The 23,480-nt window shown below is 65.5% G+C and carries 25 protein-coding genes; 7 read left to right on the top strand and 18 right to left on the bottom strand.

The window, feature by feature from the left end; translation table 11 throughout:
• The first annotated feature begins 92 nt into the window (after positions 1 to 92).
• From RAD04_RS20205 to RAD04_RS20195, 3 genes are all read left to right on the top strand, one after another.
• Positions 93 to 1,388: an O-acetylhomoserine aminocarboxypropyltransferase gene (locus tag RAD04_RS20205; RefSeq protein WP_461625155.1), complete on the top strand. Its 1,296-nt coding sequence runs from the start codon at positions 93 to 95 to the stop codon at positions 1,386 to 1,388.
• Positions 1,389 to 1,392: 4 nt separating this feature from the next.
• Entirely contained in the window at positions 1,393 to 2,175 is a 783-nt protein-coding gene (locus RAD04_RS20200; RefSeq protein WP_461625154.1) for an alpha/beta fold hydrolase, read from the top strand.
• 69 nt (positions 2,176 to 2,244) lie between these two features.
• The gene (locus RAD04_RS20195) at positions 2,245 to 2,748 is read left to right on the top strand and encodes a DUF6496 domain-containing protein (protein WP_461625153.1); all 504 of its coding nucleotides are present in this window, start codon (positions 2,245 to 2,247) and stop codon (positions 2,746 to 2,748) included.
• Here the strand turns inward: RAD04_RS20195 and RAD04_RS20190 are convergent, their stop codons facing one another.
• The 10 genes from RAD04_RS20190 to phnG form a co-directional block, all read right to left on the bottom strand.
• Entirely contained in the window at positions 2,749 to 2,952 is a 204-nt protein-coding gene (locus tag RAD04_RS20190; protein WP_091955664.1) for a hypothetical protein, read from the bottom strand.
• 489 nt (positions 2,953 to 3,441) lie between these two features.
• Positions 3,442 to 4,053: a pyridoxamine 5'-phosphate oxidase family protein gene (locus tag RAD04_RS20185; protein WP_461625152.1), complete on the bottom strand. Its 612-nt coding sequence runs from the start codon at positions 4,051 to 4,053 to the stop codon at positions 3,442 to 3,444.
• Positions 4,054 to 4,075: 22 nt separating this feature from the next.
• Positions 4,076 to 4,672: a phosphonate metabolism protein/1,5-bisphosphokinase (PRPP-forming) PhnN gene (phnN, locus tag RAD04_RS20180; RefSeq protein WP_461625151.1), complete on the bottom strand. Its 597-nt coding sequence runs from the start codon at positions 4,670 to 4,672 to the stop codon at positions 4,076 to 4,078.
• Entirely contained in the window at positions 4,669 to 5,826 is a 1,158-nt protein-coding gene (locus RAD04_RS20175; RefSeq protein ID WP_461625150.1) for an alpha-D-ribose 1-methylphosphonate 5-triphosphate diphosphatase, read from the bottom strand. The genes phnN and RAD04_RS20175 overlap by 4 nt, the downstream gene beginning before the upstream one ends.
• Before the next feature lie 11 nt (positions 5,827 to 5,837).
• Positions 5,838 to 6,536 (bottom strand): phosphonate C-P lyase system protein PhnL, encoded by a 699-nt coding sequence (phnL, locus tag RAD04_RS20170; protein WP_461625149.1) that lies wholly within the window; start codon positions 6,534 to 6,536, stop codon positions 5,838 to 5,840.
• A 22-nt stretch (positions 6,537 to 6,558) separates the two neighbouring features.
• Entirely contained in the window at positions 6,559 to 7,356 is a 798-nt protein-coding gene (phnK, locus tag RAD04_RS20165; protein WP_461625148.1) for a phosphonate C-P lyase system protein PhnK, read from the bottom strand.
• On the bottom strand, positions 7,349 to 8,245 hold the full coding sequence (locus tag RAD04_RS20160; protein WP_461625147.1) for an alpha-D-ribose 1-methylphosphonate 5-phosphate C-P-lyase PhnJ: 897 nt from the start codon (positions 8,243 to 8,245) through the stop codon (positions 7,349 to 7,351). The genes phnK and RAD04_RS20160 overlap by 8 nt, the downstream gene beginning before the upstream one ends.
• Positions 8,242 to 9,345, bottom strand: coding sequence for a carbon-phosphorus lyase complex subunit (locus RAD04_RS20155; protein WP_461625146.1), 1,104 nt, complete (start codon positions 9,343 to 9,345; stop codon positions 8,242 to 8,244). Before RAD04_RS20155 ends, RAD04_RS20160 begins: the two co-directional genes overlap by 4 nt.
• A 4-nt stretch (positions 9,346 to 9,349) precedes the next feature.
• Positions 9,350 to 9,958, bottom strand: coding sequence for a phosphonate C-P lyase system protein PhnH (gene phnH, locus RAD04_RS20150; RefSeq protein WP_461625145.1), 609 nt, complete (start codon positions 9,956 to 9,958; stop codon positions 9,350 to 9,352).
• A 4-nt stretch (positions 9,959 to 9,962) separates the two neighbouring features.
• On the bottom strand, positions 9,963 to 10,427 hold the full coding sequence (gene phnG / locus RAD04_RS20145) for a phosphonate C-P lyase system protein PhnG (protein ID WP_461625144.1): 465 nt from the start codon (positions 10,425 to 10,427) through the stop codon (positions 9,963 to 9,965).
• 119 nt (positions 10,428 to 10,546) lie between these two features.
• On the opposite strand from phnG, the gene phnF reads away from it, so the two are divergent.
• Positions 10,547 to 11,275: a phosphonate metabolism transcriptional regulator PhnF gene (gene phnF / locus RAD04_RS20140; protein ID WP_461625143.1), complete on the top strand. Its 729-nt coding sequence runs from the start codon at positions 10,547 to 10,549 to the stop codon at positions 11,273 to 11,275.
• A 117-nt stretch (positions 11,276 to 11,392) separates the two neighbouring features.
• On the opposite strand, the gene phnE (RAD04_RS20135) is transcribed toward phnF, so the two are convergent.
• The 4 genes from phnE (RAD04_RS20135) to phnC all read right to left on the bottom strand — a co-directional run bounded on the left by phnE (RAD04_RS20135) (position 11,393) and on the right by phnC (position 15,000).
• The gene (phnE, locus tag RAD04_RS20135) at positions 11,393 to 12,241 is read right to left on the bottom strand and encodes a phosphonate ABC transporter, permease protein PhnE (RefSeq protein WP_461625142.1); all 849 of its coding nucleotides are present in this window, start codon (positions 12,239 to 12,241) and stop codon (positions 11,393 to 11,395) included.
• Positions 12,238 to 13,122: a phosphonate ABC transporter, permease protein PhnE gene (phnE, locus tag RAD04_RS20130; protein ID WP_091955628.1), complete on the bottom strand. Its 885-nt coding sequence runs from the start codon at positions 13,120 to 13,122 to the stop codon at positions 12,238 to 12,240. The genes phnE (RAD04_RS20135) and phnE (RAD04_RS20130) overlap by 4 nt, the downstream gene beginning before the upstream one ends.
• 71 nt (positions 13,123 to 13,193) lie before the next feature.
• The gene (gene phnD / locus RAD04_RS20125; RefSeq protein WP_461625141.1) at positions 13,194 to 14,129 is read right to left on the bottom strand and encodes a phosphonate ABC transporter substrate-binding protein; all 936 of its coding nucleotides are present in this window, start codon (positions 14,127 to 14,129) and stop codon (positions 13,194 to 13,196) included.
• 61 nt (positions 14,130 to 14,190) lie between these two features.
• A complete protein-coding gene (gene phnC / locus RAD04_RS20120) occupies positions 14,191 to 15,000 on the bottom strand; it encodes a phosphonate ABC transporter ATP-binding protein (protein WP_461625140.1) in 810 nt (269 codons plus the stop codon).
• A 173-nt stretch (positions 15,001 to 15,173) separates the two neighbouring features.
• Here phnC and RAD04_RS20115 point away from each other — a divergent pair, with 173 nt between their 5' ends.
• From RAD04_RS20115 to RAD04_RS20105, 3 genes are read left to right on the top strand one after another with little or no spacing between them, the layout of a single operon-like run.
• Positions 15,174 to 15,845 (top strand): transferase hexapeptide repeat family protein, encoded by a 672-nt coding sequence (locus RAD04_RS20115; RefSeq protein WP_461625139.1) that lies wholly within the window; start codon positions 15,174 to 15,176, stop codon positions 15,843 to 15,845.
• Entirely contained in the window at positions 15,842 to 17,035 is a 1,194-nt protein-coding gene (locus RAD04_RS20110) for an alpha-D-ribose 1-methylphosphonate 5-triphosphate diphosphatase (protein ID WP_461625138.1), read from the top strand. Before RAD04_RS20115 ends, RAD04_RS20110 begins: the two co-directional genes overlap by 4 nt.
• 18 nt (positions 17,036 to 17,053) lie before the next feature.
• Entirely contained in the window at positions 17,054 to 17,752 is a 699-nt protein-coding gene (locus RAD04_RS20105) for a DUF1045 domain-containing protein (protein ID WP_461625137.1), read from the top strand.
• A 3-nt stretch (positions 17,753 to 17,755) separates the two neighbouring features.
• Here RAD04_RS20105 and RAD04_RS20100 read toward each other — a convergent pair whose 3' ends face one another.
• From RAD04_RS20100 to RAD04_RS20085, 4 genes are all read right to left on the bottom strand, one after another.
• Positions 17,756 to 18,364 (bottom strand): hypothetical protein, encoded by a 609-nt coding sequence (locus RAD04_RS20100; protein ID WP_461625136.1) that lies wholly within the window; start codon positions 18,362 to 18,364, stop codon positions 17,756 to 17,758.
• A gap of 83 nt (positions 18,365 to 18,447) precedes the next feature.
• Positions 18,448 to 19,848, bottom strand: a complete 1,401-nt coding sequence (locus RAD04_RS20095; protein ID WP_461625135.1) for a selenium-binding protein SBP56-related protein — start codon at positions 19,846 to 19,848, stop codon at positions 18,448 to 18,450.
• A 384-nt stretch (positions 19,849 to 20,232) separates the two neighbouring features.
• Entirely contained in the window at positions 20,233 to 21,171 is a 939-nt protein-coding gene (locus RAD04_RS20090; protein WP_461625134.1) for a dihydrodipicolinate synthase family protein, read from the bottom strand.
• Positions 21,172 to 21,300: 129 nt separating this feature from the next.
• Entirely contained in the window at positions 21,301 to 23,382 is a 2,082-nt protein-coding gene (locus tag RAD04_RS20085; RefSeq protein WP_461625133.1) for a methyl-accepting chemotaxis protein, read from the bottom strand.
• Between the last annotated feature and the right edge of the window lie 98 nt (positions 23,383 to 23,480).

Below are 23,480 nucleotides of genomic sequence, written 5' to 3'. Positions count from 1 at the left end.
GCACCGTCTCCGCCGCGATGTCAATGGGCTGACGTGGCGCGCCGTTTTGTGTCACAAGAGCCCCCTCCGCCGACCGACCAACGAGGCCCCGCATGCCCGCGCCAAAACCGCCTGCCTTCGAGACCCTGAGCCTGCATGCGGGCCAGCATCCGGATCCCGTGACCGGGGCCCGCGCGGTGCCGATCTACCAGACCACGTCCTACGTGTTCCAGGATTCCGACCACGCGGCTGCGCTGTTCAATCTGGAGCGCGCCGGCCACATCTATACGCGCATCTCCAATCCGACCACCGGCGTGCTGGAGGAACGACTCGCGGCGCTGGAGGGCGGCGTCGGCGCGATCTGCACCGCGAGCGGCATGGCCGCGCTGCATCTGGCGATCGCGACGCTGCTGAGCGCCGGCGACCACATCGTGGCGTCGAGCTCGCTCTATGGCGGCACCATCAACCTGCTGGCGCACACGCTGCCGCGCTTCGGCATCACCACCACTTTCGTGAAACCGCGTGATCTCGATGCGTTCCGCGCGGCGATCAGGCCCAACACGAAACTCGTGATCGGCGAAACCATTGGCAATCCCGGGCTGGAAGTGCTCGACCTTCCCAAGGTCGCTCAGATCGCCCATGACGCAAAGATTCCGCTGCTGATCGACAACACCTTTGCCACGCCCTATCTCAGCCGGCCCATCGAGCTCGGGGCCGACATCGTCATGCATTCGGCGACCAAATGGATCGGCGGCCACGGCATCGCGATCGGCGGCGCGATCGTCGACGGCGGCCGCTTCGACTGGCGCGCATCCGGCAAGTTCGGCGTGCTGACCGAGCCCTATGGCGGCTATCACGGCATCGTCTTCGACGAGCAGTTCGGCACTGCCGCCTTCATCATGCGCGCACGGACCGAGGGCCTGCGCGATTTCGGCGCCTGCCTGTCGCCCACCAACGCGTTCCAGCTTCTGCAGGGCGTCGAGACGCTGGGCGTCCGCATGGACCGTCACATGCAGAACACGCACCTCGTGCTGGAAGCCCTGAAGTCCAACAAGGCCGTCGATTGGGTGCTGCATCCCTCGCTGGAGACGCACACGGACTATCAGCTCGCAAAGCAGCTGCTGCCGCGCGGTGCCGGCTCGATCATCTCCTTCGGCATCAAGGGCGGGCGGCCTGCAGGGCGCAAGTTCATCGAGTCGCTACGCATGATCAGCCATCTCGCCAATGTCGGCGATGCCAAGACGCTGGTGATCCACCCGGCCTCGACCACCCATCAGCAGATGGATGCCGAGCAGCTCAGCGCGGCCGGCATCGGCGAGGAGCTGGTGCGGCTGTCGGTCGGCATCGAGACGGCAAGCGACATCATCGACGATCTCGCGCAGGCGCTGCGCATCTCGCAGAAGGTCTGACATCATGAAGCTCTCCGTCAACGGCACCGAGGTGTTCGTCGCGACCGGCGGCCGCGACTTCGACAAGTCCCTGCCCGCAGTCGTCTTCCTCCACGGTGCCGGCTTTGACCATTCGACCTGGGCGCTGCACACGCGCTGGTTCGCCCATCACGGTTTTTCCGTGCTGGCGCCGGATCTTCCCGGCCACGGCCGCTCCAGCGGGCCTTCGCTCGGCAGCATCGCCGAGATGGCCGACTGGACCGCTGCGCTGCTCGATGCGGCGGGAGCTGCGAAGGCGCATCTGATCGGCCATTCCATGGGATCGCTGATCTCGCTGGAGACAGCGGCCCGTCACCCCGACAAGGTTTCCGCGCTGAGCCTGATCGGCACCGCCGCGACCATGACGGTCGGCCCGGATCTGCTGAAGGCCGCCGAGGCCAATTCGCAGGATGCCAACGACATGATCTCGATCTGGGGCCTCGGTTTCAACGCCGAGCTCGGCGGCAGCCTCGCCCCCGGCCTGTGGATGCATGGCGGCGCGCAGGCGGTGCTGAAGTCTTGCGAGCCGGGCGTGCTGTTCAGGGATCTGTCGGCCTGCAATGCCTACGCGAACGCGCTTACCGCTGCCGCGAACGTGAAGGTGCCGACGACATTGATTCTCGGCGAACGCGACATGATGACTCCGGCGAAGGCGGGCAAGGCTCTTGCCGCTGCGATCCCGCATGCGAAGACGGTCATGGTGCCGGGCGCCGGGCATATGATCATGGCAGAGCGGCCGGACGAATTGCTTGCAGCCTTGCGGAACTGAGAAGGATCATTCGATCATCTTGCGCGTTGCGGTGAGACATCCCTGTCATTTCCAAAGGGAACTCACTCCATGCCAAGACAAGAAGTGATTCGCAAAGCGAAGCAGGACAAGCGTGCGGGCAAATCGGCAAGCACGCAGGCCGGCGAATTCGTCAAGGACGAGATCGACAGGATCCGGAAAGGCAAGCACGGCGCACGGTCGACCAAGCAGGCCATTGCGATCGGCTTGTCCGAAGCACGCCGAGCCGGCGTCGATCTGCCGCCACCGCGCAAGGGGCGAACCAAGACATCGACACGCCGCAGCGCCAAATATGCTTACGAGGTCGGCCAGGGCAAACGCACGCCGAAGCGCCGGCCGAAAGTGTCGCGCGCGGTCGAGAAGGTCCTGAAGAAAGAGCCGCGCTCGACCGCATCGCGCAGCGCGCTGTCGAAACAGACCAAGCAAGCCGCAAAGCGACGAACCGCGGCGTCGCGTTCAGCTGCCGCGCGAAAGGCGAGCCAGACCAAGGGCGCCAAGGTCCGCTCAGCTGCCGCGAAGAAAGCGGCACGCACCAGGGCGCGCCGCCGCAGCTGATCAGCTCAGGCGATTGCGACGCTCCGAGAACACGGCGCGGGCCGCGCGCTCGGCCTCGCGCGCCGAGCGGAACTGACGCCCTTCGAGACTATCGAACAGGCGCTCGGAGGAGAAGAAGCGGAAGCCGCGGGCATCCCTCGTGACGATGCCGGCGGCGCGGTCGTGGATCTCGATGATGTAGGCGTTCGACTGGGTGTGGGACATGACTGCTCGTTCGCCGGAATTCCGGCGCTCCTGTCTGGAGATTCTTCGTGCGGGAGTTGCTAGAAGGCCGTCAGCAACAACAACAGGTGCCGGTTGCGGCCGAGACACAGCGCCGCGTCATGCACGCATGCATGTCATTAGAATTGCGCTGGCGATCGGTTCTCATCGTGCGGCTCGGACCCGAGGAGCAGTTTCGATGTTGCGAATATCGAGCGATTGCCGCGATTGGTCAATGAAATGGCTATCCATATTTGCCGTGAGCGCGCTGAAGCGCTTCTCCCGCGGTGAGCAGTGGCAGCCGGATTTACCTCGCGCGGCTTCGCTCCTCTTCCTTCTCCCCTTGTGGGAGAAGGTGGCGCGAAGCGCCGGATGAGGGGTTCGTTCCGCAGGTTCAAATGAGAGAGACTAGCGCGCGGAGAGAACCCCTCACCCGTCTCGCCGCTATGCGGCGAGCCACCCTCTCCCACAAGGGGAGAGGGGAAGAAAGTCTCACCACATCGTCGCAGCGGCGCGCTCGGGCCAGATGCGATCGTACTCCGCGCCGCCGACCTTGTTGTCGCTCATCTCGGCGAGGATCTGGCCGGGCGTCGGCAGCGTCTTGGGATCGATACGCTTATCGGGATTCCAGAGGTCGGAGCGGACGATGGCGCGGGCGCACTGGAAGTAGATCTCGGCCACCTTCATCACCATCACGCTGCGCGGCGCCTTGCCCTCGACCTTGAACGAGGCCAGCAGCTCGGGATCGACCGAGAGATGGGCGCGGCCGTTGGCGCGAACCGCATTGCCGGAGCCGGGGATCAGGAACATCAACGACACGCGCGGGTCGCGCACGATGTTGCGCAGGGAATCGACACGGTTGTTGCCGCGACGATCCGGTAGCATCAGCGTCCTGGGATCGTGGATGCGGACGAAGCCGGGCAAATCACCACGCGGCGAGCAGTCGATGCCCTCGGGGCCGATGGTGGCAAGCGCGGCGAACGGCGCCTTCTCGATGAAGACGCGGTAGAGCGGGGTGACGTGGTCGGCGACTTTCACGGTCGAGGCGTCGTTGGTGGCGCCGTAGATGGCCTCCAGCTGTTCGATCGTTTCAATCACCGACATTCCGTTCTCCTTGCTGTACTGGCTAATCGTGCCAGCCTTCATTCCTGATCACGCGCACGAGCTGGCGGGCGTGATAGTCCGCGCTACCGGCATTGAGGATGGTGACATCAGCCTGCGCCGACCTGTCGTCGACGCTGCGGGTGAGGCGCTCGGCGATGTTGCCGTCGCTTTGTCGCGCGCGCGCAGCCAGCCGCGCGGCCAGCACATCCGGCGGCGCCGTGATCGCGACCACCACGATGTCAGCGTAGGTCTGGCGCAGCGCGCCGATCACCGTGCGCGAGACGTTGGCGACGACCGTGCGGCCGGCGCGGATATCGTCGTTGACGTCGAGCGGCAGCGCGTAGGAATGCCCGTGCGCGTCCCAATGCACGGCGAAATCGCCATGCTCGCACGCGCGGCGGAATTCGTCGGGACCGAGCGCGACATTGTCTTCATCGGCGGAGGATTCGCGCGTCACGATTCGGCGCGGGAAGACAATGTCGTGATCGTCAGCGCAGGCCGCCTGCGCCAGCCGCAGCAGCGTGTCCTTGCCCGCGCCGCTGGGACCGACCACCAGCACGAGCCGGCCGGGGCCGATCGCGCCCGCCTCATGATGCGTTGTGGTCACGGTCTCGCTCATGCGACACGGTGTCCTTCGCGCCAGACGCTGCGGACGACGGGAACGTGGCCCGCGACATGCACGCGAATGAGGTCGGCGCGCTTGCCGATCGCGACCTCGCCGCGGTCGGTGAGGCCAACCGCCTCCGCAGGGGCCTTGGTCACGGTGCGGATCGCCGCGGCAAGGCCGATGGCGGGCACATGCTCAGGCAATTGCAGCGCCCCCATCAGGAGGCTCGACGGGATGTAGTCCGACGACAGAATGTCGAGCAGGCCTTCGCGGGCGAGATCGACCGCGGCGATGTTGCCGGAATGCGAGCCGCCGCGCACGACATTCGGCGCACCCATCAGGATGTCGATGCCGGCCTCGTGCAAGCTGCGCGCGGCTTCGAGAGTGGTCGGGAATTCCGCCACCGACACGCGGTCCCGCACGGCATCCGCGACGTTCTCCTCGGTGGTGTCGTCGTGGCTCGCGAGCGGGATCTTGTACTGATGCGCCAGCGCCACGATCTCGCGCATGTTGGTCGCGGCATAGAGCTTCTGATATTCGAAGCGCTTTGCGAACAGCTCGTCGAGCTCGGCATCAGTCTTGCCGCCGCCCTTGCCGCGGTAATAGTCGCGCAGCTTGACCTCGTCACGGAACTGGCGCTGGCCGGGCGTGTGGTCCATCAGCGACATCAGCTTGACGTCGGGACGGTCGATCAGCTCCTTGGCCTCCTCGACGACGCTCGGCATCGGGATCTCGCAGCGCAGATGCAGGAAGTGATCGGCGCGCAGGAGGCTGGCGTCGCGCGCAGTCGTGATCGCGGCGGCGAGCACACCGGCGCGGCCATCGACCTCCTCGGCGCCGTCCTCGCGCCAGACCCGGAGCGAATCGAACACGGTGGTGATGCCCGAGGTGGCGAGCTGGCCGTCGTAGGAGATCACGGCGGCGACCGGATTCCAGAACACCTTTGGTCGCGGCACGTAATGGGCTTCGAGATGATCGGTGTGCAGCTCGATCAGGCCCGGCATGATCAAATCGCCGCCGGCATCCTCGGCACCCGCAGGCGCCCTGCCCTCACCGACCTCAGCGATGCGCCCGTCGGCAAGAGCGAGCCAGCCCTGCTCGATCACCCGGTCAGCCAGCACGATTCTGGCGTTGGCGATCACAATGTCCTTCGGCTTGACGTTCATTTCCATTTCCCTCAGGCCGCGGCGGCGAAGCTGGTGACGTCGACGATACGGTCGGCAATCAGATGACGGATTTCGTCGTCATGGACAATGGCGACCATGGCGACGCCCTGGCGTTTTTTCTCGGCGACCAGCTCGACCACCACGGCGCGATTGGCGGCATCGAGCGAGGCGGTCGGCTCGTCCAGCAGCAGGATCGGCAGGTCCGAGATGAAGCCGCGCGCGACGTTGACGCGCTGCTGCTCGCCGCCGGAGAAGGTCGCGGGCGGAAGCTGCCAGAGACGCTCGGGGATGTTGAGGCGCTGCAGCAGCTCACCGGCGCGGGCCTGCGCGTCGGCGCGTGGCATGCCGTTCACGATCAGGGGCTCTGCGACGACGTCGATGGTGGCTACGCGGGGCACCGCTCGCAGGAACTGGCTGACATAGCCGATGGTGACGCGGCGGACGTTGAGGATCTGCCGCGGCTCGGCGGCGGCGAGATCGATCAGCGCACCGCGGTGGCGGATGCCGATGCGGCCGCTATCGCAGCGGTAATTGCCGAAGATCATCTTCAGGATCGACGACTTGCCGGCGCCTGACGGCCCCGACAGCACGACGCACTCGCTCGCGTTGACCCGGAAGGTCACGCCACTGACGACAGGCAGTTCGATGCCGCCCTGCAGGTGCATGGTGAAGGTCTTGTTGGCATCAGTGATGTCGATCATGGCGGTCATTGGAGAACTCATATTGAAAGGTTCATGGCGGCAGGATCGAGGAGACGAGGAGTTGCGTATAGGGCTCGCGCGGATCGTCGAGAACCTGATCGGTGAGACCGGTCTCGATGACCCGGCCGCCCTTCATCACCATCACGCGGTGCGACAACAGCCGCGCGACCGCGAGGTCGTGGGTGACGATGATGACGGCGAGATGCAGCTCAGCGACGAGGCTGCGCAGGAGGTCGAGCAGGCGCGCCTGCACGGAGACGTCGAGGCCACCGGTCGGCTCGTCCATGAACACCAGCCGCGGCTCGGTAACGAGATTGCGCGCGATCTGCAGGCGCTGGCGCATGCCGCCGGAATAGGTGCGCGGCGCGTCGTCGATGCGGGCGGTGTCGATCTCGACGCGGGTGAGCCAGTCGGACGCGGTCTCACGGATGCGGCCATAGTGATTCCAGCCCACCGCCATCAGCCGCTCGCCGACATTGGCGCCGGCCGAGACCGCCATGCGCAGGCCCTGGGCGGGGTCCTGATGCACAAAACCCCAGTCGGTGCGGTACAGGAAGCGCCGCTCGGCTTCGCCGAGCGAGGCGAGATCGCGGGCGACGCCGTCGCGCATCCGATAGGACACATGGCCGCCGCTGACAGCAAGCTGGCCCGACAGCAATTGCAGCAGCGTCGACTTGCCCGAACCTGATTCGCCGACGATCGCCAGCACCTCGCCGGGATAGAGCGCGAAGGACACATCGCGGCACGCGGCGATGCGGCCGAAGGATTTGCTGAGGGAGGTCGCGACCAGCAGCGGCTGATCGTTTTCGAGCGCGGCCTGATCAACCATTGGTGCCTCCTTGCGCCTTCTCCTTGTACGGCGCGGCGCTGAGGCTGCCGTGATGGCCGGCGGCCTGGCGGCTCTCGCAATAATCGGTGTCCGAGCACACGAACATCCGTCCGCCCTTGTCGTCGGTGACGATCTCGTCGAGATAGGAATTCTCCGCGCCGCACAGCGCGCAGGGTGCGTTGAAGCGGTACGGCTCGAACGGATGGTCCTCGAAATCGAGCGACACCACTTTCGTGTAAGGCGGAATCGCATAGATGCGCTTCTCGCGGCCGGCACCGAATAGCTGCAGTGCCGGGCAATTGTCCATCTTGGGATTGTCGAATTTCGGCGTCGGCGACGGATCCATCACGTAGCGCGCGTTGACCTTGACCGGATAGGCGTAGGCGGTGGCGATGTGGCCGAAGCGGGCGATGTCCTCATAGAGCTTCACATGCATCAGGCCGTATTCGGCCAGCGCGTGCATGCGCCGCGTCTCGGTCTCGCGCGGCTCGAGGAAACGCAAAGGCTCCGGGATCGGCACCTGATAGACCAGCACCTGGTCTGCATGCAGCGTCGCCTCCGGGATGCGGTGACGGGTCTGGATCACGGTCGCCTCATCCGTCGCCGTGGTCGTGGCGACGCCGGCGGTCTTGGCGAAGAATTTCCGGATCGAGATCGCGTTGGTGGTGTCGTCGGAGCCTTGATCGATCACCTTCAGCACGTCGGCGGGACCGAGGATCGCAGCGGTGACCTGCACGCCGCCGGTGCCCCAGCCATAGGGCATCGGCATCTCGCGGCTGGCGAACGGCACCTGATAACCGGGAATCGCGATCGCCTTCAGGATCGCGCGGCGGATCATCCGCTTGGTCTGCTCGTCGAGATAGGCAAAGTTGTAGGCGGGCGCGTTCATTCCGCGGCCTCCTTCATGGCGTCAGGCGCCTGGGCGTCAGTAAATTCCTTGCGCAGCTTGCGGAGCAGGCCGAGCTCGGACTGGAAGTCGACATAATGCGGCAGCTTCAGATGCTCGACGAAGCCGGTGGCCTGGACGTTGTCCGAATGCGACATCACGAATTCTTCATCTTGCGCCGGGGCGAGTGCCTCCTCGCCGAGCTCGCGGGCGCGCAGCGCGCGGTCGACCAGGGCCATCGACATGGTCTTGCGCTCGCTCTGGCCGAAGGCGAGGCCATAGCCGCGGGTGAAGCATGGCGCTTCGGTCGCGGAGCCCTTGAACTGGTTGACCATCTGGCACTCCGTGAGCTCGATCGAGCCGAGCGGCACGGCGAAGCCGACGTCTTCAGCCAAAAATTCCACCTCGACCTCGCCGAAGCGGATCTCGCCGGCGAAAGGATGGTTGCGGCCATAGCCGCGCTGGGTGGAATAGCCCATCGCCAGCAGGAAACCTTCGTCACCGCGCGCAAGGTTTTGCAGGCGCAAATCACGGTCCGCCGGAAAATTCAGCGGCTCGCGGGTGAGATCGCCGACGCTGGCGCCGTCCTCGGCCTGCGGCGAGGATTCGATCAGCCCGTCGCGTCCGAGAATGTCGGTCACGCGCGGCGTCGGCGCCGTGGACGCTTCCGCCGTTGCCGGCGCCTCCGGCACAAAGCCTTGCGCGAGCGCAGGGTCGAGCAGGCGATGGGTGTAGTCGAAGGTCGGCCCGAGGATCTGCCCGCCGGGAATGTCCTTGAAGGTCGATGACACCCGCCGCTGCACGCGCATCGCGCCGGTGTCGACCGGCTCGCTCGCGCCGAAACGCGGCATCGTGGCGCGGAAGGCGCGAACCAGGAAGATCGCCTCGATCAGGTCGCCGCGTGCCTGCTTGATCGCGAGCGCCGCGAGCTCGCGATCGTAGAGCGAGCCTTCGCTCATGACGCGGTCCACGGCCAGCCCAAGCTGTTCCGAGATCTGGTCGAGCGTAACCTCCGGAACGTCTCGGTCGCCGCGCCGCTTGTCTGCGAGCAGGCGATGGGCGTTCTCGATGGCGCGTTCGCCGCCTTTGACTGCGACATACATGCTTCTAGCTTCCCTTGCTCACGATACGCGTAGTGCGGGGGATCGCGACCACGGCGTCATCGGCGACCAGCACCACATCGATGCCGCGCGGAAACAGCGCCTCGTTGACACGCAGATGCTCGAACAAATCGAAAGGTCTGATCGCCGCATTGAGCATGGCGACGCCGTCGATGCCGGGGCCACGCAGCTCGAAGCTGCGCCCGGAGTCGAGGCTATCGACCTGCAGCATCACCGTGGTGGACCGATCCGGATATTCGCTGGTCCCGAGCGCGAAGCGTTCGAGCGGCGGCAGCGCACCGCCGTCACTGATCAGCGCAAAACTCGCGATGGAGGAATCCTGCACCACCGGCGCGCCGGTGTGGAACTTCAGCCATTTCACCACGTCCGGGCTCTCCGCCATCCGCGCATCGAGCCAGAGCGGCGTGTCGTGGTCGAACAGCGTCAGCGCGATCGCGGCCGTGCCGCGCATCATCCTGTCGGGCGTCCCCGCGCCCGGCACGATGCGCTGGACCGATCCGGGCCGCGCCATCGCGTCCATGACCGAGCGAAAGGTCGATTGCGCCGACAACACCTTGTCGGCGAAACCCGGCGGCAGTTCCGCAATCGTGGTCATGATCTCACCCCTCACCGCGCACCATGGTGTAGAAATCAACCTTCGTCGCAGCGGTCTCGGCCGCCGCCTGCGCGCGGCCCGTCATAAGTTGCTCACGCAACGGGGCGATAACGTCCCGCTCCACCGCTCCGCCAAAATCCCTCGACTGCACCAGCGCGTCGCACAAAGCGATCAGCCGCGCTTTCTCGCCGTCGCGCCCAAGCGTGTAGCCGAATCCGACCTCGCCGCTCGCAAGCCGCACCGCGGCGCGCGACACCGTGGCTTCACCGAGATTGAACGGCGTGCCGTCGCCGCCGACCCGGCCGCGCAGCATGACGAGACCGTTTTCGGGCGCGCGCAAATCCTGATGGGCCGGGACAGCCAAGTTGCGGAGGCGGGCGGCGATCTCGCCCGCCTCCGCGTGCGCCAGCACGGCCATGGCGGCCTGGCGCTGGGCTTGCTGGTTGTTGTGCTGGGTCACCTGATCCACCGAACCTTTGACAGAACTTGCCGCATCGAAGTTGTCTATGATAATAGACAACTTAATACGGGAGCGCCATGACTGTTTCGTGACAAAGCTGTGATTTCTGGGCTAGGCTGGCCGGCGATATGAGCATGCAAGACACTGCGTCGTCCGGCGTCGCGCTATGGCGCCTCGTTGCCGACGGCATCGAGCGCGGCATCGCCGACGGCCGCTTCGTGGCCGGCGACAAATTGCCGGGCGAGATGGAGATCGCCGAAACCTATCGGGTGAACCGCCACACCGTGCGGCGCGCGCTGGCAGCGCTCGCCGAGCGCGGCCTCGTGCGCGCCGAGCGCGGCAGCGGAACCTATGTCGAGGCACAGAAGCTCGCCTATCCCCTGCGCTCGCGCACCCGCTTCTCCGAGATCGTGGGCGCCGGCGGCCGCGAGCCGCGCGGGCAGTTGATCGAGGCGACCGACGATATCGCGACCCGTGAGCTGGCGCGCGAGCTCGGCTTGAAGGCCGGCGCGCCGCTGGTGCGGATCGAGGCGATTCGCCTCGCCGACCGCACGCCGATCTGCGTCTCCACCACCTGGCTGTCTGCGGAATTGTTTCCAGGTGCCGGCGCCGTGTTCGCGGTGACGCGCTCGATGACGAAGCTGCTGGAACATTACGGCGTCCGCGACTATCGCCGCGGTGCGACCCGGATCACCGCCGGCATCGTCGACGCAACCGACGCGGCACGGCTCGATCTGGCGCTGGGACGGCCGATCCTCGTGGTCGATGCGACCGACCACGATCTCCAGGGCAAGCCGCTGGTGACCAAGCATTCGCGATTTGCCGCGGAGCGCGTGGAGTTTCTGGTGGAGTCGTAGGGTGGGTTAGCCTTGGGCTGCGCGAAGCGCAGTCCGAAGGCGTAACCCACCTCTTCTCCGCGGAGATAGACAGTGGTGGGTTACGCCTTCGGCTAACCCACCCTACGGCACCATTGATCAGGTGACAGCCCTTCGCCCAATGATCGCAAATCGCAGCTTGCCCGAGATGAAATCGATCGCGGCGACCGCGACCAGGATCATCAGGATCAGGAACGACACCTTCTGCCATTCCAGCACGCGGATCTGCTCGGCGAGCTGGAGGCCGATGCCGCCGGCGCCGACGATGCCGATGATGGTGGCCGAGCGTGTGTTGGATTCGATGAAATAGAGCACCTGCCCGGCGATCACGGGCAGCACCTGCGGCAACAGGCCGAAACGGATCTCGTGCAGCGCGCTGCCGCCGGAGGCGCGGATGCCCTCGACCTGCTTCTGGTCGGCGCCCTCGATCGCCTCCGAGAACAGCTTTCCGAAGGCGCCGAAATCCGACACCGCAATGGCGAGCACGCCGGCGAACGGGCCGAGCCCGACGACGTTGATCCACACCAGCGCCCAGATCAGCGTGTCGACACCGCGGATCGAATCCAGCACGCGGCGGACAGGAAAACGCAGGAGCTTCGACGGCACCACGTTGCGCGCGGCGAGCAGACTGACCGGAAGCGCGAACACAGCGGCCAGCGTCGTGCCGAGCAGCGCGATCGACAGCGTCTCGCCGAGCGCCTTCAGATAGATCGGCAGTGACGATCCGGGGTCAGGCGGGATCATCATCAGCGTGATCCAGCCGAGCTGGCTGAGGCCTGCGAAGAACCGCGACGGCGAGAAGTCGAGATCGACCAGGCCGTAAATGAGGATCGCGAACGCCGCGACGATCATCGCCGGTGTGGCAAGCCGCGCGGAGGCCGGACGGTCGAACACATCCGGGTAACGCGCGCGAAGCTCTCGCGTGTCGACCGCTTGCCGCCTCGTCACGTCCGCGCCTCCTTGCCGAACAGGCGGCCGCGCAGCCAGCCGGTGCTGATATCGATGATGAACACGGTGACGATGATGGTGAGCAGGATCGCGCTGACGTCCGAGTAATAAAATTTTCGGATCGCGACGACGAGCTCCTGGCCGATGCCGCCGGCGCCGACGAAGCCCATCACGGAGGCTTCGCGGACATTGATCTCGAAGCGCAGCAGCGCATAGCTGGCATAGCCCGCGGTCACCTGCGGCACGACGGCGAACCGCATGCAGGAGAGCCAGCTCGCGCCGGTCGAGCGGATGCCCTCGACCGGCTTCATGTCGGCGTTCTCGACGATTTCCGAGAACAGCTTTCCGAGTGCGCCGGTGGAGTGGATCGCGATCGCGAGCACACCGGCCATCGGTCCGAGCCCGAAGGCGATCACGAAGATCAGCGCGAAGACGATGCCCGGAACGGTGCGGGCGAACTCGAGCAGGCGCCTGACGACGAAGCGCAGCCAGGGGGCGGGCGAGGTGTTTTCAGCGGCGAAGAAGTTGAGGCAAAATGCCAAGGTCGCGCCGATCAGCGTGCCGACATAGGAGATCAGCAGCGTCTCGCCCAGCATCTTCAGCCATTTGCGCCAGCCCCAGAGCCACTCGCCGACATCGGTCCAGACGCGCTGGCCGTTGTCGAGCGTGAGGATGCGGTCGAAATAGCTGACGAAATTGCCGAAATAAGTGAATAGCGTGCGCAGATTCACTTCCGCGCCGATTCCCGCGAGAACCAGCGCGGCGGCGAAGACCGCGATCCCCAACAGCAGGCGGAGCCGCCTGCGCCCGACCGCCTGGCGATAAGCGGCGTTGAGCACGGCAAGCTGCTGCTCGGGGAGGATCGAAACCGCTGTTGTCATCTGCCTGAGCTAAGTTCCGTCAAAGAAAGAGCCGGGTCCAAGGACCCGGCTCCAGTTGCATCGCCCTGAGATCAGGACGCCTTCTTTTTACGTAGCGCATCGACGAACTTGATCAGCTCGATCGTGCCATCCCAGTCCTTGGTGGTCGCGGGATGAAAGCCCTTCTTCTGACCGTCGGAGAGGCGGTCGAACGCGGCCTTGTCCTTGGCCGGCGCGCCGAAGAACGCCTTGGCGATAGCGGCCTTGGCGTCTTCCGGCAGGTCGGAATTGTAGGCATAGGGGCCGTTGATGATCGGCGCCGACTTATGGATGATGCGGAAGTCGTCCTTCTTCATCGCCGAGCCGTCGGCATTCTTCAGCATGCTCTTGGTCAGCATCTGCGCCAGCGTGGAATCGTCGTCGCTGGTCCACTGGTTGGCGGCAACGTCGACCGTGCCTTGCGACAGCGCCAGCATCGCGTTCTCGTGGCTGCCGGTGAAGACGACCTTGCTGAAATAGCCGTCGGCATCGGGGATGCCCATCTTGTCCAGCTCGAAGCGCGGCACATTGTTGCCGGAGGTCGAGTTCGGATCGACCAGGCCGAGGTTCTTGCCCTTGAGCTGGTCGACGCTCTTGTAGGCGCTACTCGCCTTGACGAAGAACACCGAGTAATAGCCGGTCGAGCCGTCGGCGTTGATGTCGTTGGCGAAGGCGTCGGACTTGACGCCGGTCAGGCGGGCGCGGGCGAACGAGGCCGAGCCGTAGCTGGCGATGTGGATGTTGCCGGCGCGCTGGCCCTCGATGACGGCGGCGTAGTCGTTGGCGATGCGCAGCGTGACCTTCACGCCCAATTCCTTGGAGAGATAGTTCACGAAAGGCGCCCAGCGCTCGGTGACGCCGGAGGCGTTCTCGGCCGGGACGACCGCAAAGGTCAGCTCGGGATATTTCGCCTTCCAATCGTCGGCGGAGGCGGAGGCCGTGAACGCGAGCGCGGCGGCGCCGGCGAGAATTAATCTGCGAGTGATCATGATACCCTCTTCATCGGTTGGGGTCGGTTGACGCAAAACTGACAACAAAACAGGTGGCGCTTCAGGCCGCCGCGGCCGTTCCGAGCGCCGGCACGCCCTCGGGCGACGGGACAGGCATGACGCCCATGACGTCGGCGGCTTCGAGATCGTAGAGCTCGCGCGCGACGTGGTCGGTCAGTGCGGCCGGTGCGCCGTCGAACACGACGCGCCCCGCCGCCATGCCGATCAGGCGGTCGCAATAGCTGCGGGCGAGATCGAGCGAATGCAGATTGCAGAGCACGGTGATGCCGAAATGCTTGTTGATGCGCAGCAGCGCATCCATCACGATCTTGGTGTTGCGCGGATCGAGCGATGCGATCGGCTCGTCGGCGAGGATGATGTCGGGCTGCTGCACCAGCGCACGCGCGATCGCGACGCGCTGCTGCTGACCGCCTGAGAGCTGGTCGGCACGCTGGGCGGCGAGCGATGCGATGTCGAACTGTTCGAGCGCCGACATCGCCAGCGCCTTGTCCTGCTCGGGCCACACTTGCGACAGCGAGCGCCAGGCCGGCATCGTCGCAAGGCGTCCCATCAGGACGTTGGTGAGGACATCGAGCCGGCCGACCAGGTTGAATTGCTGGAAGATCATGGCCGAGCGCGCCCGCCACTGCCGCAGCTCCTTGCCGCGCAGCGCGGTGACGTCGATGCCGTCGAACAGGATGCGGCCCTGCGTCGGCGTCGCGAGACGATTGATGGTTCGCAGCAGCGTCGACTTGCCGGCGCCGGACCGTCCGATCACGCCGACGAAGCCGCCGGGGGAGACTTGAAACGAAGCGTCGTCCACTGCGGCTTTCGCGCCGAAGCGACACGTCAGACCTTCCACCACCAGCATGCAGGACTCCAGATTAGCTGGAGCCAACCGCTAACGCCCGCGCTTGACACTTGTGTGACACAGCCGTTGTGGTGCGGCGATCCTACACAGCTCATCCCCTGTCATCGCCGTGTCATGACATCGTCATCAAGCCTCTCGAAGAGGGACGCCCGCCCTCGCGCTTCGGATGCAACATGGCCGCCAAGATTCTCTCGGTCCAGCCGACCATCGACCCCTCGGCCAAGCTGCACGAGACCAGGCTCGGCGCCTATACCGAGGTCGGCGCGCGCACGATCCTGCACGACGTCGCGATGGGCGATTACTCCTATGTCGTGAACGATTCCCAGATCACCTACACCACCATCGGAAAATTCTGCTCGATTGCGGCGATGACGCGCATCAATCCCGGCAATCATCCGATGCACCGCGCGACCCAGGCGCATTTCACCTATCGCTCCAGCGCCTACTTCGAGGGCGAGAGCGACGACGCCGACTTTTTCGACTGGCGGCGCCAGCATCACGTCCATATCGGCCATGACGTCTGGATAGGCGAGGGCGCGATCGTGCTGCCGGGTCGCAACATCGGCACCGGCGCGGTGATCGCGGCCGGCGCCATCGTCACCAAGGACGTGCCGGCCTACACCATCGTCGCCGGCAATCCGGCCCGCATCGTGCGGCGGCGGTTCTCGGAAGAGATCGCCGGACGGCTCGCGCGGCTCGCCTGGTGGGACTGGGATCACGACAAGTTGCGCGAAGCGCTGCCCGATTTCCGCAAGCTCGGGATTGAAGATTTTCTCGCGACATACGAAGCACGGGCTACTCCCCAGACCAGATCCCTTACCAGCAAACGAAACGCGGTCGCGTGACAGACATTTTCCTTGAAGGCGGCCGGGCCCTGATCGGCACCGAACTCGTCGAAACGTCATTGGCGGTGTCGGGACAGGACATCGCGCAGGTCGATGCCTCACGGGGCCGGGCGCGGCTCGCGATCGATGCGCGCAACCTGCTGGTGCTGCCCGGCATCGTCGATCTTCACGGCGATGCCTTCGAGCGGCAGATGATGCCGCGCGCCGGCGTCGACTTCCCGATCGATGTCGCGCTCGCCGACAGCGATCGCCAGGCGATCAGCAACGGCATCACCACCGTCTTTCACGCCACGACCTGCTCGTGGGAGCCGGGCCTGCGCAGTGCCGACAATGCGCGCGGCCTGATGGAGGCCATCGAGCGGCAGCGTCCGCAATTTGCCGCCGACACCCGCTTCCACCTGCGGCACGAGACCTACAATCTGGACGCCGAGGCCGAGATCAGCGAGTGGCTCAACGAAGGCCGGGTCGATCTGTTCGCTTTCAACGACCACATGGACGGCACCGTCGCCGACATGGCCAAGCCGCGCAAGCGCAACCGTATGGTCGAGCGCACGGGGCTTTCAGCTGAGGAATTCGATCGGCTGGTCGAACGCGTGGTCTCGCGCGCCGACGAGGTGCCGGCTTCAGTTGCGCGGCTGGCCGCCGCGGCGCGCGCGGCCGAGGTGCGGATGCTCTCGCATGACGATGCGACGCCGGCGATGCGCCAGGAGTTTCGCGAGCTCGGCGCTGACATCGCGGAGTTTCCGATCAACGAGGAGACGGCACGGGCGGCAGCAAGCAACGGCGATGCCATCGTCTACGGCGCGCCGAACGTCGTGCGCGGCGGCAGCCACACCGGCTGGACCAGGGCCTCCGACATGATCGCCAAGGGACTCTGCTCGGTGCTGGCGTCCGACTATTATTATCCCGCGCAGCTGCTCGCAGCGTTCCGCCTCGCCGCCGACGGCGTGCTGCCGCTGACGGAAGCCTGGAATCTGGTCTCCGCCGGCCCGGCGCGCGCCACCGGCCTTGCCGATCGCGGCGTGCTCGCCGAAGGCCGCCGCGCCGACATTCTGCTGGTCGACGACAGCGTGAAGCTGCGGCCGCGGCTGATCGCGGTGATATCAGGCGGAAAGCTCGTGCACCTCACCGAGGCGACCCGGCTGCTCACTGCTGTGGTGACGCCGCGCGAGGCTGTCGTCGCGGCATAAATTGGTTATGTTCGGACGATGACAGGTTTTCCCCGCTACGCGATCTATTTTGCCGCAGGCAGTGACAGCCCCCTCTCCCGTTTCGGCGCGGAGCTGCTCGGCTACGACGCCTATACCGGCAACGAGCTGCCGTTCCCGCGCAATGCGCTGCAAGTCGCGCCGGACTGGCGCGACGTCAGCGCCGATCCCCGCAAGTACGGCTTTCACGCCACGCTGAAAGCGCCGATGGCGCTGGTATCAGGCAGGTCCGAAGCGGAACTGATGGCCGCCTGCGCCGCATTCGCCGGCAGGCCGCGGCCACTTCCTGTGATCCTGCCGGTGGTCGATTCCATCAGCGGCTTCATCGCCGTCATTCCGGCCGAGCCGGTCGAGGCGCTCCAGCAGCTCGCCGCCGATTGCGTCCGCGATTTCGATTCCTTCCGCGCCGCGCTGTCGGCGGACGATCGCGCGCGACGCAAACCCGAGAAGCTGAGCGAGCGGCAGCGCGACTATCTCGACCGCTGGGGCTACCCTTACGTGATGGAAGAATTCCGCTTCCACATGACGCTGACGGGGCGGCTGGATGCGGAGCGGCGCGGGCCGATCCTGGAGATGCTGCGGACGCGGTTTGCGACGTTGCAGCTCGAGACGCTGGCGATCGACCGCATCGCGCTATTTCGGCAGGATGATGCGTCGGCAAGATTCCACATCGTCGACGAGTGGCCTCTGGCGCGATAGACCTCAGCGCCAGCTCGCAAGATTCAAGGCGAGCGCCACCGCCCCAACCAGAACGAGGCTGGTCGCCCAGACGGCATCCAGATTGAACCAGCTTCGCGAGACGAACCTCAATCCCAGATGGCGGTAGACCAGCCACGCCAGACATCCGCCGGCGCCGACCATGGCGGCGACGTGCACCAGGGACACCAGCACCGCCATCCCAAGACTTGTCTTAAAAAGACTTGTCTTCATCAACGCGCCCGCCGCTTCATGGCCGGCATCGAATTCGAAGGCCTGGCAGAGCCCGAGATAGATCGGCACGAGCATCAAGGCGGCGCCGTGAGCAATGGCGACGGCAAACGACCAGAGCGCCAATTGCGTCGGCGGAATTCGTGCCAGCCCACGGGGATGACGCTGCGCGATCAGGCGATAAACGCCGAAGCCGATGACGAGAAGGCTCGCGCCAATCTGGATCGAACGCTGCCACTCGACCAGCACGAGCAGGAACGCGAACGGCAGCAGCACGAAAAATGTTGCCAGGAGATGCCCGGCCGACAGGGCCCACAGCGCACGGAAGAGTGCGGATGGGCTCTTATCCATGAGCCCGGCGGAAACGGCGAGCGGCCATCCCATCCCCGGATTGACTCCGTGATAGAGGCCGCTCGCGACAAGAGCGAGCCACAGCCAGCCAAGCGCCGGGCTCGCGTGCCCCCAATCTAGACCGACGGGTAGCAAAAGGAGTCCGTCGAACAATCGCCGCCCTCCAGCCTGATCTGGTGCGCACGATAGCCGTCCGGGAAGCTCACGAAATAGTCCTTGTCGAGCTCGAGGCCGCCGTTGCGACCGACATTGGCCATGACTTCCGCACCCGGAACCCCATCGGGATAGAACTGGTCGTCCCAGGTGGAATAGAGCGAATTGGTCCAGTACACGCGCCTGCCGTCGCGGCTGATCTCGACCATTTGCGGGCCGGCCGCAAAGGCCTTGCCATTCGGATGCGCTGTACGGCGTGCGATGCCGCCGATGTGGACGGAGCCCGCAAGCTTCGGCTTTCTGGGATCGCTGACGTCGTACTGGCGCATTTCACCGGTGCCCCAGCACGACACGTAGAGAAACTGGTCATCCATCGACAGGTCGATGTCGGTCACCAGCGGCGGCACGGCGCCAAATCCCTGCAGCAGCGGCGGGAGGTTCTCCTTTGGCGCGGGCTCGGGCGGGATCGTTGCCGTCTTCTCGGCATGGAATTTCCCGCCTTCGCGCCACCAGGTCCAGATCGATGCTTCGAGATTGGTGGTGTCGACCACAACGCCCACGAAACCGTATTCGCGAACCGGATCGTGCGCGGGCCGCACCTCCAGCGCCATCTGATGATTGGCGCCAAGGTCGATGGTCTGCACATTGCGCCGGGCGCGGAGATCCCAGAAGTGAAGACGATGGCCGTATTTATTCGACAGCAGATCCTCCGGGACGATCCCGTTCTCGAACTGCGGCGGCAACGCCCATTCGCTCGTCACCATGTAATCGCGCGGCAGGTTCCACCAGAAGTCATAATGCAGCGTCTGCGGGCCACGGTCGATCTCCCATCGTCCGAGGACCTCGAACGTCTCGCAATCCATGATGAAGACGCCTGGAGGTCCGTTGGTGCCGTCCTTGCCGCCGCCGCCGAGCGTGCTCACGTAAATGCCGTCCGGCCCGCAATGGATGGTATGCGGCCGCGAGTAGCCGGTCTTCTTGAAGATTTCCTCGGGCTCGATGATCTTGTGGATCTTGGCTTTGGTCGGATCTGGCTTGGTATCGATGATGTAGATCCGCGACGAACGGATTCCGGGGATGATGAGATAGCGCCGCTCGATGAAGGCATGTCCGGCGAGCGGCGACAGAGCGGAGGAGCAGGCATTCCAGCCGAAGTGATGAAATTCGTCACCCTTGTTGGGCATCGTCACTGTGTGGACGATCTGGCTGTAGGTCGGCGATCCCGGCTTGACGTCGATGACCGCGAGAGCATCCGGCTTCGAGAAATCCGGACTGAGCAGCAACGTGTAGGCAAAGTTCTCCGCAGGTGCTTCCATCGCAAGCCTGGGCGATGCGTGAAAGGTGGGGTCCGGCCTCATCGTCATGGCACTGCCTCCCTGTTCTGTCGGTTCGCGCCAACCTGGCTCGGGATAACGGCATTATGAAGAGGTGTTACGCGATGTCTCGAGATGCTCCGCAGGGTCTGGTTGGCGAACGTATGTTACTTCATCGCCGGGCTGCCGGAAACGGCTCGAATCGCGCTAATTCGACGCCGTCAGCCAACTTGGAAGCTGGCGAGTGAGGTTGGAGGGCGGGCCTCACACTCGATGTCGTCCCCGCGAACGCGGGGACCCATAATCCCAGGGAGTGGTTATCAAGCGAGCTGCCAACTCCGAGTCTTCGCCAAACTTCTCTCTGTGGCTATGGGTCCCGGATCTACGCGCGCTTGAGGCGCGCTTGTCCGGGACGACACTGAGTGTTTGGTACCGTTACTTCCCCCACCGCAGCGCCAGCGCGTCGCGCTCCTTGGCGAGTTCCAGCAGGCCCGCGCGCGTTGCCGGATGCAGCGGCTGGAGCGGATGGCGCACCGCGTCCGACTTGATCACGCCGCCAGCCTGCATCATCGCCTTGCAGGCGATCAGGCCGCATTGGCGGTTCTCGTAATTGATCAGCGGCAGCCAGCGCTCGTAGGCGGCCTTCGCTTCCTCGCGCTTGCCGGCGAAATAGGGATCGATGATCTGGCGGATGCCGTCGGGATAGCCACCGCCGGTCATCGCGCCGGTGGCGCCGGCGTCGAGATCGGCGAGCAGCGTGATCGCCTCCTCGCCGTCCCAGGGACCCTCGATGTCCTTGCCGCCCGCCTCGATCAGGCTGCGGAGCTTTGAGGCCGCGCCCGGCACCTCGATCTTGAAATAGCGGATGTTGACGAAGTCGCGCGCCAGCCGCGCCAGCAGCTCGACCGACAGCGGCGTGCCCGCGACCGGCGCATCCTGGATCATGATCGGAATGGTGATGGCGCCGGAGAGCACCTTGAAGAATTCGACGATGCCCTTCTCAGGGACGCGGAAGGTCGCGCCATGATAGGGCGGCATCACCATCACCATGGCGGCGCCCGCGGCTTCGGCCTGCTGGCTGCGCGCGGCGCAGACGGCCGAGCTGAAATGCGTGGTGGTGACGATCACGGGAACCCGGCCCGCGACATGCTCCAGCACCGCATGCATCACGGTTTCGCGCTCGGCATCGGTGAGCACGAACTGCTCGGAGAAATTGGCGAGGATGCAGAGGCCGTTCGAGCCGGCATCGATCATGAAATCGATGCAGCGGCGCTGTCCCTCGAGGTCGAGCTCGCCGCGCTCGTCGAAGATGGTGGGCGCGACCGGGAACACGCCGCGATAGGGGCGCTGGGCCTTGTGTGGGGTGACCGGCATCGAACTCTCCATCCCTGATATGTCTTACGTCTGGCCCCGCTCACGGAGCGAGGCGGCACAGATGTAGCCGCCGCGCGGACCGGCGGCAATGCCGAACGCACGACGTCAGGTTGGAAGAATGAGGCGAAACTACGCGGTCTTGACCGCGCCCAAAAAGCCCTCGACCGCGACGCGGAGGCGGTCAGCGTCGGCCGACATCTTCTTGACGGATTCCGACAAGACCGTGCCGGCGTTGCCGGTCTCCTGGTTGAGCCTGGCGACGCTGCCGATTGTATCGGTGACTTCGCGCGTACCCTGCGCGGCCTGCTGGAAGTTGCGCGAGATCTCGGTGGTGGCCGCGCGCTGCTGCTCGACGGCGGCGGCAATCGCCGTCATCTTCTCGTCGATGCCGCTGATGGCGCCGCCGATGGCGCGGATGGCGGTCACGGCCTGGCCGGTGGCGCCCTGGATCTCCTCGACCTGACGCGAGATCTCTTCCGTCGCCGTCGCCGTCTGTGCGGCGAGGTTCTTGACCTCGCCCGCGACCACGGCAAAGCCCCGGCCCGCTTCACCGGCGCGCGCGGCTTCGATGGTGGCGTTCAAGGCCAGGAGGTTGGTCTGGCCGGCGATGGCGTTGATCATCTTCACGACTTCGCCGATGCGGCTTGCGGTTTGGTCGAGGATCTCGACCGTCGCGTTGGTCTGCTCGGCCTGCGACACAGCTTCGCGGGCCTCCCGCGCGCTCGACTGCACCTGCGCGGAGATCTCGCCGACCGATGCGGAGAGCTCCTCGGTCGCCGCCGCGATGGTCTCGAGATTGTTGGTGGCCTGCTCGGCGGCGGAGGAGACCGCCGCGGTCTGGCTGCTCGATTCCGACACCAGCGAGCGCACGCCGGTTGCGGTGTCATCGAGCTCCCGCGTCGAGGCCACGACGCTGTGGATCACCGCCTGCACGGTGTCATCAAAGCTGCGGCAGGCTTCGTCGACGGTACCGGAGCGAGCCAGCTGCAGGGCTTGCTGCGACTCGCGCTCCATGCCCAGGCGCTCTGCGGTCGCCGCGCTCTCACGCAGGCTTTCGAGTGCGGCAGCCATGGTGCCGAATTCGTCGGGATGCCGGGATTGCGGCACCGGCGTCGCGTAGTCGCGCGCGCTGATGCGGGCGATGGCGTCGAGAATGGCGCGCACCGGGCGCACCAGGCGATTGCGCACCACGTATACGCCGGCCAGGGTCACCGCGAGCGCGAGCAGGAAGGCGAGTGACTGTACGATGAGGTTGATAAGGGCTTTCGCCTGAACCATCTCGGCACGCGCGATCGACTGGTCGAGGGCCTTGTTGGCGACTGCGACGATGGGCGCGAAGGGCGACTGGCACAGCGCGTTCCATTCCGCGGGGGGCATCGCCGGCTTGCCGCTGCCGTCGAAATTCCGGGTGAGATCGCCGATCTGCTTGAGCACGCCGTCGGTCTTGGCCCGCGCCTCCTTCGCCGCATTGACGAGGTCGGCCGTCACGTCGGGCGCAGCCAGCAGCTCCTCCATCCCGGTCCAGCCTGCGGTAACGATGCCGTTCCAGCTCGCCACGGTCTGCTTCTGGGTCTCGTCGAGCGGCTTGCTGGCATTGACGTTCGGGCGCAGCGTCGAGCACTGGATGCCGTAACGGTCGCGCACCTGCCAGGCAAGCCGGCGGGCCTGGATCATGCGTGCGATGAAGGGGTCGTTCATCCAGGCACGGTTCGACACCGCGGTGGACGCCAGATTGGCGGTATCGATCACCTTGGTGACGGCATCGTACCACGGTGCGGTGCGCTCCATCTTGCGCTCGGCACGCGGGTGCTTCGCCTCGTCGTAGAACAGCTGGAATTTCGGGGCGGCCTCGCTCCAGCGCTGCTTCAGCGTGCTTGCGAGCTCGTCGCGGCGGGCGAAGTCGACGGTCGAGAGCGCCGCGACGATGGAATCATAGCCGGCCTGCTCGGCCTTCTCGGCGGCACCGAGCTTGGCGCGCGGATCGTCCTCGCCGAGCAGCGCGCTCTGGGCATCGCCGCGATTGTTACGCAGCGCGAGCACACCGTGGAAGATCGCCTTGTCGGCATTCGCGAGACGCTCCGTCTCGAGACTTTCGCTATAGCGGCCGAAGGCCCCGGCCATCTGGAACGCTGTCGAGGCCAGCGCGCCGACGGCCAGCAGGGCCATCAGCGTCAGGAGAAGCGAGCTTACCGATTTCTTAAACATTGCCATGGGTCGGGGGCCTACTCTTCACGAGCGGCCACCTTGCATCGCGACATGCCAAGGTTTGGTTAAGACTTAATTCGAATACCTGCGGTTGCGCGCCCCGC

Source organism: Bradyrhizobium sp. 25ACV (genome assembly GCF_054863005.1).
Note: the sequence above shows the minus strand (reverse complement) of the source record. Positions and strands in the feature narration are given on the sequence as shown.

Excerpts from the sequence above, each read along its gene's own strand:
- RAD04_RS20205 (WP_461625155.1), top strand. The coding sequence starts at position 93 with ATGCCCGCGCCAAAACCGCCTGCCTTCGAGACCCTGAGCCTGCATGCG.
- RAD04_RS20200 (WP_461625154.1), top strand. The coding sequence starts at position 1,393 with ATGAAGCTCTCCGTCAACGGCACCGAGGTGTTCGTCGCGACCGGCGGC.
- RAD04_RS20195 (WP_461625153.1), top strand. The coding sequence starts at position 2,245 with ATGCCAAGACAAGAAGTGATTCGCAAAGCGAAGCAGGACAAGCGTGCG.
- RAD04_RS20190 (WP_091955664.1), bottom strand. The coding sequence starts at position 2,952 with ATGTCCCACACCCAGTCGAACGCCTACATCATCGAGATCCACGACCGC.
- RAD04_RS20185 (WP_461625152.1), bottom strand. The coding sequence starts at position 4,053 with ATGTCGGTGATTGAAACGATCGAACAGCTGGAGGCCATCTACGGCGCC.
- phnN (WP_461625151.1), bottom strand. The coding sequence starts at position 4,672 with ATGAGCGAGACCGTGACCACAACGCATCATGAGGCGGGCGCGATCGGC.
- RAD04_RS20175 (WP_461625150.1), bottom strand. The coding sequence starts at position 5,826 with ATGAACGTCAAGCCGAAGGACATTGTGATCGCCAACGCCAGAATCGTG.
- phnL (WP_461625149.1), bottom strand. The coding sequence starts at position 6,536 with ATGACCGCCATGATCGACATCACTGATGCCAACAAGACCTTCACCATG.
- phnK (WP_461625148.1), bottom strand. The coding sequence starts at position 7,356 with ATGGTTGATCAGGCCGCGCTCGAAAACGATCAGCCGCTGCTGGTCGCG.
- RAD04_RS20160 (WP_461625147.1), bottom strand. The coding sequence starts at position 8,245 with ATGAACGCGCCCGCCTACAACTTTGCCTATCTCGACGAGCAGACCAAG.
- RAD04_RS20155 (WP_461625146.1), bottom strand. The coding sequence starts at position 9,345 with ATGTATGTCGCAGTCAAAGGCGGCGAACGCGCCATCGAGAACGCCCAT.
- phnH (WP_461625145.1), bottom strand. The coding sequence starts at position 9,958 with ATGACCACGATTGCGGAACTGCCGCCGGGTTTCGCCGACAAGGTGTTG.
- phnF (WP_461625143.1), top strand. The coding sequence starts at position 10,547 with ATGAGCATGCAAGACACTGCGTCGTCCGGCGTCGCGCTATGGCGCCTC.
- phnE (WP_091955628.1), bottom strand. The coding sequence starts at position 13,122 with ATGACAACAGCGGTTTCGATCCTCCCCGAGCAGCAGCTTGCCGTGCTC.
- phnD (WP_461625141.1), bottom strand. The coding sequence starts at position 14,129 with ATGATCACTCGCAGATTAATTCTCGCCGGCGCCGCCGCGCTCGCGTTC.
- phnC (WP_461625140.1), bottom strand. The coding sequence starts at position 15,000 with ATGCTGGTGGTGGAAGGTCTGACGTGTCGCTTCGGCGCGAAAGCCGCA.
- RAD04_RS20115 (WP_461625139.1), top strand. The coding sequence starts at position 15,174 with ATGGCCGCCAAGATTCTCTCGGTCCAGCCGACCATCGACCCCTCGGCC.
- RAD04_RS20105 (WP_461625137.1), top strand. The coding sequence starts at position 17,054 with ATGACAGGTTTTCCCCGCTACGCGATCTATTTTGCCGCAGGCAGTGAC.
- RAD04_RS20100 (WP_461625136.1), bottom strand. The coding sequence starts at position 18,364 with ATGGGATGGCCGCTCGCCGTTTCCGCCGGGCTCATGGATAAGAGCCCA.
- RAD04_RS20095 (WP_461625135.1), bottom strand. The coding sequence starts at position 19,848 with ATGACGATGAGGCCGGACCCCACCTTTCACGCATCGCCCAGGCTTGCG.
- RAD04_RS20090 (WP_461625134.1), bottom strand. The coding sequence starts at position 21,171 with ATGCCGGTCACCCCACACAAGGCCCAGCGCCCCTATCGCGGCGTGTTC.
- RAD04_RS20085 (WP_461625133.1), bottom strand. The coding sequence starts at position 23,382 with ATGGCAATGTTTAAGAAATCGGTAAGCTCGCTTCTCCTGACGCTGATG.